Annotated in this window: 13 protein-coding genes, 1 other RNA gene and 1 other annotated feature; of the genes, 12 read left to right on the top strand and 2 right to left on the bottom strand. The window is 36.3% G+C overall.

Annotated features, from left to right (window positions below; genetic code table 11):
• Positions 1-156 precede the first annotated feature (156 nt).
• Positions 157-350: non-coding RNA, 6S RNA (gene ssrS, locus AC6HVZ_RS07430), on the top strand.
• Between the two features lie 185 nt (positions 351-535).
• Here ssrS and AC6HVZ_RS07435 read toward each other — a convergent pair.
• Both AC6HVZ_RS07435 and AC6HVZ_RS07440 read right to left on the bottom strand, forming a co-directional pair.
• On the bottom strand, positions 536-1,201 hold the full coding sequence (locus AC6HVZ_RS07435) for an RsfA family transcriptional regulator (RefSeq protein ID WP_497557521.1): 666 nt from the start codon (positions 1,199-1,201) through the stop codon (positions 536-538).
• Between the two features lie 77 nt (positions 1,202-1,278).
• Positions 1,279-2,562: a replication-associated recombination protein A gene (locus AC6HVZ_RS07440; RefSeq protein WP_497557522.1), complete on the bottom strand. Its 1,284-nt coding sequence runs from the start codon at positions 2,560-2,562 to the stop codon at positions 1,279-1,281.
• Positions 2,563-2,755: 193 nt separating this feature from the next.
• On the opposite strand from AC6HVZ_RS07440, the gene cymR reads away from it, so the two are divergent.
• The 11 genes from cymR (at position 2,756) to AC6HVZ_RS07495 (ending at position 14,380) form a co-directional block, all read left to right on the top strand.
• Positions 2,756-3,175, top strand: coding sequence for a cysteine metabolism transcriptional regulator CymR (cymR, locus tag AC6HVZ_RS07445; protein WP_497557523.1), 420 nt, complete (start codon positions 2,756-2,758; stop codon positions 3,173-3,175).
• A 221-nt stretch (positions 3,176-3,396) separates the two neighbouring features.
• Positions 3,397-4,539 carry a cysteine desulfurase family protein gene (locus AC6HVZ_RS07450; RefSeq protein ID WP_497557524.1) on the top strand — a complete coding sequence of 381 codons (1,143 nt, stop codon included), beginning with the start codon at positions 3,397-3,399 and terminating at the stop codon, positions 4,537-4,539.
• A gap of 16 nt (positions 4,540-4,555) precedes the next feature.
• Positions 4,556-5,668, top strand: a complete 1,113-nt coding sequence (mnmA, locus tag AC6HVZ_RS07455) for a tRNA 2-thiouridine(34) synthase MnmA (protein ID WP_497557525.1) — start codon at positions 4,556-4,558, stop codon at positions 5,666-5,668.
• 38 nt (positions 5,669-5,706) lie between these two features.
• On the top strand, positions 5,707-6,372 hold the full coding sequence (locus AC6HVZ_RS07460; RefSeq protein WP_497557526.1) for a tetratricopeptide repeat protein: 666 nt from the start codon (positions 5,707-5,709) through the stop codon (positions 6,370-6,372).
• A 22-nt stretch (positions 6,373-6,394) separates the two neighbouring features.
• On the top strand, positions 6,395-8,716 hold the full coding sequence (recD2, locus tag AC6HVZ_RS07465; protein WP_497557527.1) for an SF1B family DNA helicase RecD2: 2,322 nt from the start codon (positions 6,395-6,397) through the stop codon (positions 8,714-8,716).
• Positions 8,717-8,822: 106 nt separating this feature from the next.
• A complete protein-coding gene (locus AC6HVZ_RS07470) occupies positions 8,823-9,014 on the top strand; it encodes a YrzR-like zinc ribbon domain (RefSeq protein WP_497557528.1) in 192 nt (63 codons plus the stop codon).
• A gap of 52 nt (positions 9,015-9,066) precedes the next feature.
• Positions 9,067-10,134 carry an AI-2E family transporter gene (locus tag AC6HVZ_RS07475; protein WP_497557529.1) on the top strand — a complete coding sequence of 356 codons (1,068 nt, stop codon included), beginning with the start codon at positions 9,067-9,069 and terminating at the stop codon, positions 10,132-10,134.
• A 52-nt stretch (positions 10,135-10,186) separates the two neighbouring features.
• Positions 10,187-10,395, top strand: a binding site (T-box leader).
• Between the two features lie 194 nt (positions 10,396-10,589).
• Positions 10,590-13,232 (top strand): alanine--tRNA ligase, encoded by a 2,643-nt coding sequence (gene alaS / locus AC6HVZ_RS07480; protein ID WP_497557530.1) that lies wholly within the window; start codon positions 10,590-10,592, stop codon positions 13,230-13,232.
• Between the two features lie 164 nt (positions 13,233-13,396).
• Positions 13,397-13,666, top strand: coding sequence for an IreB family regulatory phosphoprotein (locus tag AC6HVZ_RS07485; protein WP_497557531.1), 270 nt, complete (start codon positions 13,397-13,399; stop codon positions 13,664-13,666).
• Positions 13,667-14,080 carry a Holliday junction resolvase RuvX gene (gene ruvX, locus AC6HVZ_RS07490; RefSeq protein WP_497557532.1) on the top strand — a complete coding sequence of 138 codons (414 nt, stop codon included), beginning with the start codon at positions 13,667-13,669 and terminating at the stop codon, positions 14,078-14,080.
• 12 nt (positions 14,081-14,092) lie between these two features.
• A complete protein-coding gene (locus AC6HVZ_RS07495) occupies positions 14,093-14,380 on the top strand; it encodes a DUF1292 domain-containing protein (RefSeq protein WP_497557533.1) in 288 nt (95 codons plus the stop codon).
• Positions 14,381-14,600 lie beyond the last annotated feature (220 nt).

The raw sequence follows: 14,600 nt of genomic DNA on the forward strand, positions 1-14,600 counted from the left end.
TCCAGCAAAAACCGGCTTTTGTAGGCTTTTTTTTGAATTATATGGGGGAGAACTTTGGACTGTCAAGTGTAAAAATAGAATAAAATTATATTTTTGTAATCATTGAAAAAGTGTATTCTCTGTGTTAAGATAAATTTACAATCAATTAAAGAACTAACAATCCTGATGTGTTCGTCTATTAAAAGTGTTTTGACCGAACAACTGTATACTTGGGAGCTTGAATAGGTTTTTATGTTGCGTGCACGCCCCATTTTATTATATCTGGGGAAGCATAACATACATAAAACAGAGCGCCCACCTGCCTGAAGCGGGATCAAAGCTTATAGTTAGACGGCACGATTGGGATTGATAGATACATAAACATAGCGCTGAAACTGCGTCTAAAAAAACTGACTCGATCATAAATCATCGAGTCAGTTTTTTTAGAGTTGTAAGAATGTGTAAACGAAATTGGCTTTATCGCCGATCTCTTCAAATCTGACTTCTGGTCTCTGACCTCTGGAAAGACGCTATAGCGTTTTTTACATATTCAACATTAATTTGAGCCTTGAGCGAGCTGTTGGAGATTACCATTTTTATCCATACGAAAGGCTGGCGGCGTCATTGTCCCATGATCATCAAGAACTGTCATTTTTCTTGCTCTATCCATTATTTGAATAAATACCTGGTAATCTTCCTGAATAGCTGATAGCTGCTGCTTGGTATATGTTAATTCTTTTTCAAGCTTTTCCACTTGTTCTTTTAATTCAAGATTCTTTTTGTGTGTTTGCTCTAAAGATGCTTTTGATTGATTCGAAGCATGATAGTCTTTTTTAACATTTTTTAAAAATTGTATAACCATATCCATTGAAATAGCTGGTTCCTCAACTAACGGAGGAATAATTTTCTCTTCGCTTTCTACATGCGGTTCGTAATTTTGCGGGATTGTAATAACCGGTTTTCCAGATTTTTGTGAATTCCCTATTAATGCCCGCTTTTTCTCTTTACGCTGTCTTTTTGCAAGATCAATAGCATTATCATATTTTGTACGAACTTCGGCATTCCAGCGAAATCCACATGCTGCTGATGTACGATTTAATTTATCACCAACTTCATCAAATGCATTTAATTGTGTGCTTCCTTCTCTGATATGGCGTAAAACTGTTTCTGCTAATAGTAGATCATCTTCATGTGACCAAGCATCCTGTCTAACTTTCACCATATGATTCAACTCCTTTTTCGGTAACAAATACACTAGATTTAATAGTTTATATTTAGTATTACCTTAGGAAAAAGGAATTATACCTGCTTGTTTTTATCATTTTGTATTTTTTCATAAACTTGTTTAATAGCTTGTTCAAATTTTCCTGAAGTTTTAGGGTTGTAATAGTGTTTGTTTTTTATAGAATCAGGTAAATATTGCTGATTGACCCAAGCACCATCATAGTTATGTGGATATTTATAATCAATTCCTCTGCCTAATGCCTTTGCACCGTGGTAGTGGGAATCCTTCAGGTGTTTAGGGATTTCTCCGCTTTTACCATTGCGAATATCTGCTAAGGCACTATCAAGTGCCGTATAAGCTGTATTGGATTTTGGCGATAAAGAAAGCTCAACAATTGCTACAGCTAACGGAATACGAGCTTCTGGAAAGCCTAAACGTTCTGCTGCCTGCACTGCTGCAATAGCACGTGGACCGGCTTGGGGATTTGCCAGACCAATATCCTCATAGGCTATTACAATCATTCTGCGTGCGATACTATCTAAATCTCCAGCTTCAATCAATCTACCTAAATAATGAAGTGCAGCATCAACGTCACTACCGCGGATCGATTTTTGAAAGGCTGATAGAACGTCATAATGTGCATCACCGCTTTTATCATGCGAAAAGCTTTTCTTTTGCATACATTCTTCAGCTGTTTCAAGATTAATGATAATTTGATTCTCTTTGTTTTTTGGTGTGGATGAAACAGCTAATTCCAAACCGTTTAATGCAGATCGCATATCTCCATTACTACTTGTTGCGAGATGTTCTAGGGCGTCATCAGTAATTGTTATTTCTTTCGTTCCATAACCATTTATGTTATCCTTTAACGCACGTTTTATTGCAGTTTTTACATTAGTATCCGTCAATGGATGCAATTCAAACAGATGACATCTGCTCCTTATCGCAGGATTGATGGAATGATAAGGGTTGCTTGTTGTACAGCCTATGAGTGTAATGAGATTGCTTTCCAAATGTGGAAGCAGGAAATCCTGTTTAGCTTTGTCCAGTCGATGAACCTCGTCTAAAATGAGTACTACCTGTCCCATCATTTTTGCTTCTTCAATCACGATTTCCATATCTTTTTTCTTATCGGTTACTGCATTGAGCATTTTTACCGGAATACCAAGTGTTTTGGCTAATGCTACTGCCATTGACGTTTTACCAGTTCCGGGTGGTCCAAATAGAATCATGGAAGCTAAACGCTCAGCCTTAACCATTCTATTTATTATTTTCCCTTCAGTAACAAGATGTTCTTGCCCGATAATTTGATTAATTCTTTCTGGTCTCATTCGATAAGCGAGCGGTTTTTGTTTCATTTTGATCGTCCTTTTGTTAGAATAATTGATTGTTTACTTTAGCGTAATTGTGATACGGATAAAATGCAAGTTACTTGCCATTCATGCTATAATATCATGTATTAAAGGTACAATGGGATTTAACTGCATATTAACCGACTGATTTAAATCAACTATAAAACATGAAATGTATTTAAAAATAGAGGTGTATGGAATGAAGATTTCAACTAAAGGACGATATGGATTAACAATAATGATTGAATTAGCAAAAAAACACGGAGATGGTCCAACATCACTTAAATCAATTGCGCGTGAGAATGATTTATCGGAACATTATTTAGAACAGCTCGCTTCACCACTTAGAAATGCCGGTCTAATTAGGAGTATTCGCGGAGCATACGGTGGATATGTATTGGCAAGAGAACCAAAGGATATTACTGCTGGGGATATTATTAGAGTACTTGAAGGGCCAATTACTCCGGTTGAAGGCATAGAAGATGAGGAGCCGGCAAAGCAGGCACTATGGCTACGAATTCGTGATGCGGTAAAAGATGTGCTTGATACAACAACACTCGATGATTTATCACATCATAATGACGATGAACCACAAGAAGCATACATGTTTTATATTTAGAAACTTTGCGCAGGTATTGTGGTTTTTAAACATCGTAGTGGATTTAAAAGGCGATGTTAAATCAATGGTAGTCGGTCTCATCGAGTGCTCCGGAAATCAACGATCCGCAGCGGAAATCAACCTAGCGCATACGTCGTCTTTTATATGTATAACGTCAAAAAAATAAACTTTTACAAAACAGCCTATATTTAAGGTTAAATCATAGGAAGGAATAATATATTATGGAACAAATCTATTTGGATCATGCAGCAACTACACCAATGGATAGTCAAGTAATTGAGGCAATGTTTCCAGTGTATAATGAAATATTTGGAAATCCATCCAGTGTCCACTCATTTGGCAGAAAGGCAAGACAGCTTCTGGATGAAGCAAGACGTTCAATGGCTAAAAGTATTCATGCAAATGAAAAAGAGATTATATTTACGAGTGGTGGAACTGAAGCAGATAATCTAGCGCTTATCGGTACAGCCATGGCTAATCGACATAAAGGAAACCATATTATTACAACAACTATGGAACATCATGCAACACTGCATACAGTAGAAAGCTTAGAAAAACAGGGGTTTGATATTACCTATTTGCCTGTTTATGAGAATGGTAAAATAGCTATAAACGACTTAAAAGAAGCATTAACAGATGAAACGATCATTGTCTCGGTTATGTATGTTAATAACGAGACAGGAATTATTCAACCGGTTAAGGCAATTGGTCAGTTGTTAAAAGAACATCAGTCATATTTTCATTCAGATGCAGTTCAGGCTTTTGGTTTATTGGATATTAATGTGAAAGAAATCGGTATTGATTTGTTAACAGTGTCATCACATAAAATTAATGGGCCAAAGGGGATTGGATTTTTGTATGCTGCGGAAGATGTTAAAATAAATGCACTGCAATTCGGTGGAGAACAGGAACGTAAACGCCGTCCGGGAACTGAAAATGTGGCTGGTGCAGTCGGCTTTCAGACAGCAGTAGAATTAGCGATGGAGAATAAAGAAAAACGGAGAAGTTTGTATCTACATTTTAAAAGGCTATTTTTGGCGGAGCTTGGGGAGAATGGAGTTTCCTTCGAAATAAATGGGGATCACGAATCAGCTCTTGCTTCAATAGTAAATGTCAGTTTTCAAGGTGCAAATGTGGAATCATTGCTTACTAATTTTGATCTGAGCGGAATCGCAGCATCAAGTGGCAGTGCATGTACAGCTGGCTCTGTAGAACCTTCACATGTATTAACTGCCATGTACGGAGAGAATAATGAATGTACAACTAACTCCATTCGGTTTAGCTTTGGTATATTCAATACAACAGAAAATGTTAAAGAGGCAGCCAAGCGCGTTGCAAAAATTGTAAAACGATTAACCTCATAAAGGAGAGGGAGTAAAAATGAAAAGCAATAAAGATATACGAGTAGTAGTGGGTATGAGTGGTGGTGTTGATTCATCTGTTGCGGCGTTATTATTGAAAGAGCAAGGCTATGATGTGGTCGGGATCTTTATGAAAAACTGGGATGATACGGATGAGTTTGGTGTATGTACGGCAACAGAGGACTTTGACGATGTTGTTCGGGTATGCAATCAACTGGATATTCCCTACTATGCAGTGAATTTCGAAAAACAGTATTGGGATAAAGTATTTACGTATTTTTTGGATGAATATAAAGCTGGTAGAACACCAAATCCTGATGTGATGTGTAATAAAGAAATTAAATTTAAAGCATTTCTTGATCATGCCGTATCATTAGGAGCTGACTATTTAGCGACAGGCCATTATGCTCAGGTTAGAAATAATGATGGTCGCTATGAAATGCTTCGTGGTGTTGATGATAACAAGGATCAAACTTATTTTCTTAATCAATTAACAGAAGATGTGCTGGCAAAAGTTATATTTCCCTTAGGTCATTTGCCAAAATCAAAAGTAAGAGAAATCGCAAAAGAACATGGGCTTGTTACTGCAACTAAAAAAGACAGTACAGGAATTTGTTTTATTGGCGAGCGAAACTTCAAGGAATTTCTAAGCGAATATCTACCTGCACAACCAGGGGAAATGAAAACATTGGATGGCAGTGTTAAAGGAAAGCATGACGGATTGATGTATTACACACTCGGTCAACGCCAAGGACTTGGAATCGGAGGAGCGGGTGATCCATGGTTTGTTGTAGGGAAAAGCTTAAAAGATAATATCCTTTATGTTGAGCAAGGGTACTCAAATGAATCCCTCTATTCAGACGGACTTGTAGCAACTGATGTTAACTGGATTAACCCTGATACCATTGACGATACGTTTACTTGTACTGCTAAATTCCGCTATCGCCAGAAGGATAGTGCAGTAACCGTTACTTTACTCGAGAATGGTAAAGTAAACGTGGTATTTGCCGACAGAGAAAGAGCGATTACGCCAGGACAGGCAGTTGTTTTTTATGATGGTGAAGTCTGTTTGGGCGGTGGAACAATTGATGAAATAATTAAAAATGATCAAGTACTTGATTATGTTGGTTAATAGTGCGAGTATCCACGAATAAGGAGCAGTTTTAGATAATGGATAAAAATAAGCAGGCAATCAATTTAATGAAAGAAAATAAATTTGAAGAGGCGGCAAATATTTTCGCAGAGGTAATCGAAGAACAGCCTAATGAACCACTCGGGTTTATAAATTTTGGTAACTTGCTGTTGCATGTGAAAGATTACCCGCGTGCCGAGCGTTTTTTTGAACGAGCAATTCAACTAGACAAGCATGCAGCAACAGGCTTTTACGGTTTGGGAAATCTACATTTTGAACAGTCATCTTATCTAAAGGCAAAGGAGAATTTCCAAAAAGCTATCGAGTTAGGTTTAGAGGAAGCTGATGTGTTTTTCATGCTTGGAATGACTTTACAAAATCAGGAACAATTTAAACTCGCATTACCGTATTTACTCCGTGCAACAGAACTTAATCCGGATGATGAAGCAATTTTATTTCAATATGGACTCACGCTAGCACAGAGTGATCATATTACAGATGCAGAGTCGGTGTTTCGAAAGGTATTGAAGAAAAACCCGGAACATAGTGATGCACATTATAATTTAGGTATCATTTCACTGTTCCATGAGAATGCAGATGCAGCAATAAACCACTTTGATGAGGCATTACGTCTACAGCCTGATCACCTTTTAGCAGCAAATGGTAAAAAAAGTATAGAAAAAATATTAACCGATAACGAATAGTAGGACATTGGGGTTGTTTAGAATGGAGTGGAATCGACAATCTAATACAGAGCAAGGTTTTATAAAGGGTGAACTACTTTATACGATTTTCCATAATGAAACAGAACACTTTTCAATTGCTAAAATTAAAGTCCAAGAGACAAATGAGGATTTTAAAGAGAACGAAATTGTCGCAAAGGGCTATTTTACAAACCTCCAGGAACAAACAACCTACTATTTTTACGGTGACTTTGAGAAACATGCCAGATATGGCCTACAGTATAGGGTTAATTCCTATCAAACATTTATTCCAGATACGAAAGATGGTTTAGTTGCCTATCTATCCAGTGATTTATTTTATGGAGTAGGAAAAAAAACGGCTGCCCGGATTGTTAAGCATTTAGGAGAAAGTGCCATATCCAAAATTTTAAATTCACCTGATATATTAAAAGAAATACCAGTAGTAAAGAAGGAAACAGCGGAATTACTTGTAAGAACGCTACAGGAAAATCAGGGGTTCGAGCATATTGTGGTCTATTTAGCTAAATATAGCATTGGGCTGAAAATGGCGCAAAAAATTTATCAAAAATATAAAGATGAGGCAATAGCTATTTTGGAAGAGGATCCCTATCAATATGTATTTGATATAGAAGGATTTGGTTTTCGGACAGCTGATGAGATAGCGAGACAAAATGGCCTTTCTTTAACACATCCAAATCGAATTGGTGCGGGGTGTATTTATATATTACAAAAAAGCATCCAGGATGGGCATGTATTTCTTCCGTTAGATACTTGCGTGTTTCAAGTACTGGATCTATTATCAAACCATTCCATTTCCCGAACAGTTATTACTGACAGATTGGAAGAATTAAATACAGCGAAGACAATTATTGTTCATCATGGTAATGTTTATTTACCTTCTCTTTATTATGCAGAGGATGGTTTCGCTTCCCATATCAAGAGAGTTATTACCAAACAGGTTGAACATGAAACCCCATTGGCAGAATTGATGAAAATAATTGGAGATATAGAGGAAACTGAAGTATTAAGCTATGGAAAAGAGCAATTTAATGCAATTAATCAAGCATTACATTCTAATGTCATGATCGTCACCGGTGGTCCGGGAACTGGCAAAACAACGGTAGTAAATGGTATCCTAAAAGCATATGCAGCTATCCATGAGTTGTCGTTAGATCCTGGAGATTATGACAATAAATCTGACTTTCCATTCATTTTAACTGCACCAACAGGTCGTGCTGCTAAACGACTGAATGAATCAACCGGACTCCCTGCAGTTACCATTCATCGGCTTTTAGGATGGAACGGCCAGAATGGGTTTGAGAAGGATCAGAACGAGCAGCTGACTGGAGAGTTAATAATTGTGGATGAATTTTCTATGGTAGACATTTGGCTTGCTAATAGCTTATTTAAGGCAATACCAGATAATATGCAAATTTTGCTTGTAGGTGATGAAGATCAATTGCCTTCAGTTGGACCAGGACAGGTATTATCTGATTTATTAAGCAGTGGATTAATCCCTTCTATTAGCCTTAGTGAAGTATATCGTCAGAAAGAAGGATCAAAAATTATTCATCTTGCTCATGATATAAAGAATGGCACTTGTACTAGCGATAAGCTAAAGAATGAAAAGGATTTTAGTTTTATCTCTTGTAATGAACACCATATGATCGATGTAATTACTCAAGTATTTTTAAAAGCGAAGGAAAAAGGTATTGATCTTAGAAATATTCAGGTGCTTGCACCGATGTACCGTTCACAGGCAGGAATAACGATGATTAATAAAAAGCTGCAGGAATTAATTAACCCTAAAACGAGACAAAAACGGGAAGTGAAAACAAGTGATGCCGTATTTAGAGTTGGTGATAAAGTCCTTCAGCTCGTTAATCAGCCTGAAGACGGTGTTTATAATGGGGATATTGGTCAAGTGGTTGCAATATTCAAAGAGGATGAGAACACAGAAAATGTGGAACAGTTAGTTGTCCTATTTGAAGAAAAAGAAGTGGTTTATGAACGGAAGGATTATTCAAATATTATGCATGCCTATTGCATATCAATCCATAAATCCCAAGGAAGTGAATTTCCGATTGTGATACTTCCCGTTGTTTCAACCTATCATCGGATGCTAAGAAAAAATTTACTCTACACAGCGATTACTAGAAGTAAGGAATCCTTAATTATTTGTGGGGAGGAACATTCATTCCTCCGAGGGGTTAAAACCATTGATACAAATAAGCGATACACTTCTTTGAAGGAACAATTAATGGAAAGGCTGCAAAATCTACCCGAGCAATTAAAAGATAAAGGGCTAGAGGAAAAAGAATTAACACCATATGACTTTATGTAATGAACCATGTATATTTTATTAAATTTCGGGTTAGCATAACATAATAATGCTAAAAAGAGGATTTATCCACTTTTTTGAAAACTCAATAGAAAGAGGAGCTTTATCTATGATGCGATGCCCGAATTGTAATGGGAAGGATATTGGCAAAATTGGCGCACAGAACTATTATTGCTGGACGTGCTTTATTGAAATGAATGTGGATGAAGATAAATTAACTGTTCATCAAGTGGAAGCAGATGGTTCTTTAAGTTCGCTTGATGATCTATTTTCGGAGGACGAAAGAAAAATTGAATGGTAAACCTTAGCTGCAAAAGGAGAAATAAATTTTTGTACTAAGGGGGAAATCGTAAATGCTGAAAGATAAGAAAGTACTACTTTTTCTATACTCACTTATTATTGGTATTTTTATTTTCTTATTTGTATTTTTACTTGTTAAACTGTTCCCGTTATATGGAACTGTTTTTTCTTTTCTTTGGAGTTTATTTTCACCTTTTTTCATTGCTTGTTTCATTGCCTATTTGCTATATCCTGTTATTAATAAATTGCATAGCTATAGTATCCCCCGTGGATTGGCGATTCTTTTTATCTACCTTATGTTCTTTGGTGGTGTGACTTATTTAATTTATCGTGTTTATCCAACAACAATTCATCAACTGCGAGATTTGAATGAGCAGTTACCACAATTGATCAGTATGTATGAGAATTTGGTTTATACTCTATACGATTACACTTCGTTTTTACCAGAAGCCGTTCATGATAAGATCGATCAAGTAATAATAAATGTTGAAAACACATTAAATAACCTCCTGGAAAAGCTGATAGGCGGCTTTACCAAGATTTTTGACATGATCGTATTGCTTACCGTTATTCCTGTCTTAGTATTTTACTTTCTGAAAGATTATAATAATATTAAAGAATACTTTAAAAAATTCATCCCTAAAAAACATCAACCCCAGGCAAGTAAAATGTGTCGTGCCATTGATGAAAGATTGGGGAGCTATATTCGAGGTCAATTAATTGTCTGTTTCTTTGTTAGTATGACAACTTTAATTATATTCCATTTATTAGATATTAAATATGCCTTATTGTTAGCGATCTTTATGGGAGTTACAAATATTATTCCATATTTCGGTCCGATTATTGGAGCGATTCCTGCTGTAGCTATCACAATTACAATGTCTGGAAAGCTAGTTATATTTGTATTAATAGCCATCTTTGTTATTCAGTTAATTGAAAGTAATTTATTATCACCATATATTGTTGGTAAAAGTATTAACATTCATCCAGTCGCTATAATATTTGTACTTTTACTTGGTGGGAAATTATTTGGCGTAATGGGTATGATTCTTGCGGTACCTTTGTTAACCATTCTTAGAGTTATTATAAACCACCTCATTGCTTTTCGGCGTTATAATTGACAATGGAACAGAAGTTTTTTATAATATCGCTAGGTTTAAAATTAAAATAACGTTAAAAATGTTGAAGGTTATGAGTATATGATATTCGATTTTTCAGAAAGGGATTTCCACAGGCTGTAAGAAGTCCTAAATCAGAGTCATGGAAGCTAAACTGGAGTACGGTTAATACCCGTCGGTGTCATACCGTTAACATGTTCAAGTGATGGATAATTTGTATTATTCATAATGAGGGTGGTACCGCGATGATATCTCGTCCCTGCATATTTGCAGAGAGGGGATTTTTTTATTTCGTTACTAGAAAAGTATAACTTTTTTTGAAAATCAGTATAGGTGGCTTGAAATCCAAAGAGTCTAAGGGTTTCAAAGAAAGTGAAATACACTTTCAAGGATCCCTTAAGAGGGTGTTAAAACAGGCCAAGTTTTCTAATACTCAGGAGCTAAAAGGAGGATGCAAATTGCAACAGTTAACGTCAGCGGAAGTAAGACAAATGTTTATCGATTTTTTTAAGGGAAAAGGTCATCGGGTTGAACCGAGTGCGTCTCTTGTACCTAAGGATGATCCGACATTATTGTGGATAAACAGTGGGGTAGCAACATTAAAAAAATACTTTGATGGGCGTGTTATTCCAGACAACCCTCGGATGGTTAATGCTCAAAAGTCAATACGTACCAATGATATTGAAAATGTAGGATTCACGGCAAGACATCACACGTTTTTTGAAATGCTTGGCAATTTTTCCATTGGAGATTATTTTAAAGCAGAAGCGATTGAATGGGCATGGGAATTTTTAACGAGTGACAAATGGATTGGCTTTAATCCTGAATTGCTATCTGTAACGGTTCATCCAGAAGACGATGAAGCGTATGATATATGGTTAAATCTAATCAAATTGCCAAAAGAACGCATCATTCGTTTGGAGGAAAATTTCTGGGATATTGGGGAGGGACCAAGTGGACCTAATTCAGAAATTTTCTATGACCGGGGTGAAGATTATGGCAATGATCCAAATGATCCTGAATTATATCCTGGTGGAGAAAATAGCCGTTATTTGGAAATTTGGAACTTAGTGTTTTCACAATTTAATCATAATCCAGATGATACGTACACACCTCTTCCGAAAAAGAATATTGATACAGGTATGGGGCTTGAACGAATGGTTTCTGTCATTCAGGGTGTTCCTACCAATTTTGAAACTGATTTATTTATGCCAATTATCCATAAGACAGAAGAATTAGCTAACACGAGATATGGTAGAACGAAAGAGAGTGACACAGCATTTAAGGTTGTAGCAGACCATATTAGAACAGTAAGCTTTGCAATCGGAGATGGGGCAGTTCCTTCCAATGAGGGAAGAGGATATGTACTGAGAAGGCTGTTAAGAAGGGCAATTAGATTTGCTAAAGAAATCGGTATAGAACAACCATTTATGTATAAACTGGTAGATACTGTGGGCGAAATAATGAAGAATTTCTACCCGGAAGTATTAAAAAAGAAGGAATTTATTACAAATATCGTGAAAGTAGAAGAAGAGCGTTTTCATGAAACCTTAAATGATGGATTGGAAATACTATCCTCTATTATGAACAAGGAAAAAAATAAAGGAAATACGATTTTCCCTGGTGTTGAGGTATTTCGCTTATACGACACGTACGGATTTCCCAAAGAATTAACAGAGGAATATGTCGAGCAGCAAGGGTTTACGATTGATGAAAATGGATTTAATCAGGAAATGGATAAACAGCGAGAGCGAGCTAGAAATGCACGTCAAAGAGTTGGTTCAATGCAAGTACAGGACAGTATTTTAAGCGATACTAATGTGGATAGTGAATTTATCGGATATGAAAAACTGGAGGTCGAAACAACGATCGAAACAATCATAAGCGGAAATGAAGTTGTAGAAATCGCTGAAGCTGATAGTGAAGTGTTTATAATCCTGAAAGCAACACCATTTTATGCCGAAAGTGGTGGCCAGGTTGCAGACAATGGGTGGATTTATACCGATAATGCTTCAGCATATGTGGAAGATGTACAAAAATCTCCAAAAGGGCAAAATATTCACCGCGTTCGGGTGAAGGAAGGAAAGCTTCAGAACGGAGATAGTATAAAGGCAGTAGTTGATTCACATTTCCGTACATTGATCATAAAAAACCATACAGCTACGCATTTATTGCATCAAGCGTTAAAAGACGTCTTAGGAAGCCATGTCAATCAAGCTGGGTCACTTGTAACACCAGATCGACTGCGATTTGATTTCTCGCATTTTAATCCTGTTACAACAGAAGAATTACAGAAAATAGAACATATCGTAAACGAACAGATTTGGGCATCTATTACACTTAGCATTAACAATCAAAAAATAGAAGAAGCAAAACAAATGGGAGCAATGGCACTATTTGGAGAGAAATACGGAGATATTGTTCGCGTTGTTCAAATCGGTGATTACAGCATAGAATTATGTGGTGGTTGTCACGTGCGGAATACTTCAGAAATTGGCTTATTTAAAATTGTATCAGAAGGTGGAATTGGAGCTGGTACACGAAGATTGGAAGCTGTTACAAGTAAATATGCCTATCAATACTTTGCGAATAAATTAACCCTGCTTGAGGAATCTGCACAGGTAGCAAAAATCAGTGAGGATAAGCTTCCTGTTCGTATCGAAGGTTTATTCACTGAAATGAAAGACTTACAAAAAGAAAATGAATCATTAAGTGCTAAATTATCAAACGTAGAAGCATCCTCTCTATTGGATCAAGTCGAAACTATTAGTGGGGTACAGGTGTTGGCACAAAAGGTAAATGTAAAGGATATGAATCAATTACGAAATATGGTGGATAATTTAAAACAAAAGATAGAATCCGGTATAATATTACTTGCAGCTGAAAATAACGGAAAAGTACAGCTTGCAGCAGGCGTTACTAATAATTTGATGGAAAGTGGCCTACATGCTGGAAATTTAATCAAGCAAGCAGCTAAAGCGTGTGGTGGTGGCGGTGGTGGCCGTCCTGACATGGCGCAGGCTGGAGGTAAAGATCCAGAAAAATTAGGCGAAGCACTTGAATCAGCAAAACAATATGTCACTGACAATATTAAAAGGTAGCCTACTTGAATCCTGTGTAGTAAAAACATATAATAATACCTGTAAACATGTTAGAATATGGGATGAGAATAGTATTTGCTTTTAATACCTATTATTTATGTTAAAATTATAAATAAAACTATCGGTTAGTACTAGTATAGTTATTTTAAGAACGAGGTGTCACTATGAGTTCAATTGATAAAACGATGAAATTTAATTTTTCAGAGGAACCATTTGATCAGGATATAAAAGAAATCCTCTTTACAGTGCATGAAGCATTGCGAGAAAAAGGATATAATCCGATTAATCAGATTGTGGGTTATTTATTATCCGGTGACCCTGCGTATATCCCTAGATATAAAGATGCTCGAAATTTAATTCGCAAAATAGAGCGAGACGAAGTGATTGAAGAGCTAGTGAAATTTTATTTAGAACAACAACAAAAGGCGAATTAGATGAAGATAATTGGATTAGATGTGGGATCCAAAACAATTGGAGTTGCTGTGAGCGATGCTTTTGGCTGGACAGCTCAAGGATTAACAACAATTAAATGGGATGAAAATGACATCAAGTCTGCAGATGCAGAATTAAAGCAGATTGTAAAGGAACATGAAATAGGGAAGGCCGTTGTTGGTCTTCCTAAAAATATGAATGGTACAATCGGAGAACGCGGTATAGCTTCTGAGACCTATGCAAAACATATTGAAGTGTTTTTAGGGATCCCAACCGAAATGTGGGATGAACGACTTACAACAATTGCTGCTGAGCGTGTGTTGTTGGAAGCAGATATGAGCAGAAAAAAAAGAAAAAAAGTCATTGATAAAATGGCAGCTGTTATGATATTGCAAGGATATCTCGATCAAAAATAAAGGAGGGAAAGAATGTCACTTGAAGAAAAAGAGAGAATTATCATTCCGGATGAAAATGGAGAAGAACATTTATTCGAGGTTTTATTTACCTTTGATGTTGATGAAACAAACCAGTCGTATATTGCAGTAGTCCCAGTTGAACAGGCTGAAAATGAAGAAGTAGAGGTATATGCCTTTCGTTATGAGGTAAAAGACAATGATGATAATGATCTGTCCCTTTTCCCAATCGATTCAGATGATGAATGGGAACTGGTTGAAGAAATGCTTCATACATTAGCAGATGAAGAGAATGAAGAGTAATTCCGTTTTTTAGATGAAAAGCTGATGTCAAACTATGACATCAGCTTTTCTTATTATATGCTGTACGTCTAAGTGTCTCTTTTTGAGGTAGCACTCATAATCTTCATTGTGTCGCAGTTTATATCTGTTAGGTCACAACGAGTAATGCTATTTTCAGTTTTTTAGAAAACAGCCTTCTGACTAAACAATTAATTTTATAATGGAATATATTGTAGAATTT

The sequence above is a fragment of the Oceanobacillus sp. NCCP-135 genome (assembly GCF_059698015.1).

Excerpts from the sequence above, each read along its gene's own strand:
- AC6HVZ_RS07460 (WP_497557526.1), top strand. The coding sequence starts at position 5,707 with ATGGATAAAAATAAGCAGGCAATCAATTTAATGAAAGAAAATAAATTT.
- AC6HVZ_RS07495 (WP_497557533.1), top strand. The coding sequence starts at position 14,093 with ATGTCACTTGAAGAAAAAGAGAGAATTATCATTCCGGATGAAAATGGA.
- AC6HVZ_RS07450 (WP_497557524.1), top strand. The coding sequence starts at position 3,397 with ATGGAACAAATCTATTTGGATCATGCAGCAACTACACCAATGGATAGT.
- recD2 (WP_497557527.1), top strand. The coding sequence starts at position 6,395 with ATGGAGTGGAATCGACAATCTAATACAGAGCAAGGTTTTATAAAGGGT.
- AC6HVZ_RS07470 (WP_497557528.1), top strand. The coding sequence starts at position 8,823 with ATGATGCGATGCCCGAATTGTAATGGGAAGGATATTGGCAAAATTGGC.
- cymR (WP_497557523.1), top strand. The coding sequence starts at position 2,756 with ATGAAGATTTCAACTAAAGGACGATATGGATTAACAATAATGATTGAA.
- AC6HVZ_RS07440 (WP_497557522.1), bottom strand. The coding sequence starts at position 2,562 with ATGAAACAAAAACCGCTCGCTTATCGAATGAGACCAGAAAGAATTAAT.
- ruvX (WP_497557532.1), top strand. The coding sequence starts at position 13,667 with ATGAAGATAATTGGATTAGATGTGGGATCCAAAACAATTGGAGTTGCT.
- mnmA (WP_497557525.1), top strand. The coding sequence starts at position 4,556 with ATGAAAAGCAATAAAGATATACGAGTAGTAGTGGGTATGAGTGGTGGT.
- AC6HVZ_RS07435 (WP_497557521.1), bottom strand. The coding sequence starts at position 1,201 with ATGGTGAAAGTTAGACAGGATGCTTGGTCACATGAAGATGATCTACTA.
- AC6HVZ_RS07485 (WP_497557531.1), top strand. The coding sequence starts at position 13,397 with ATGAGTTCAATTGATAAAACGATGAAATTTAATTTTTCAGAGGAACCA.
- AC6HVZ_RS07475 (WP_497557529.1), top strand. The coding sequence starts at position 9,067 with ATGCTGAAAGATAAGAAAGTACTACTTTTTCTATACTCACTTATTATT.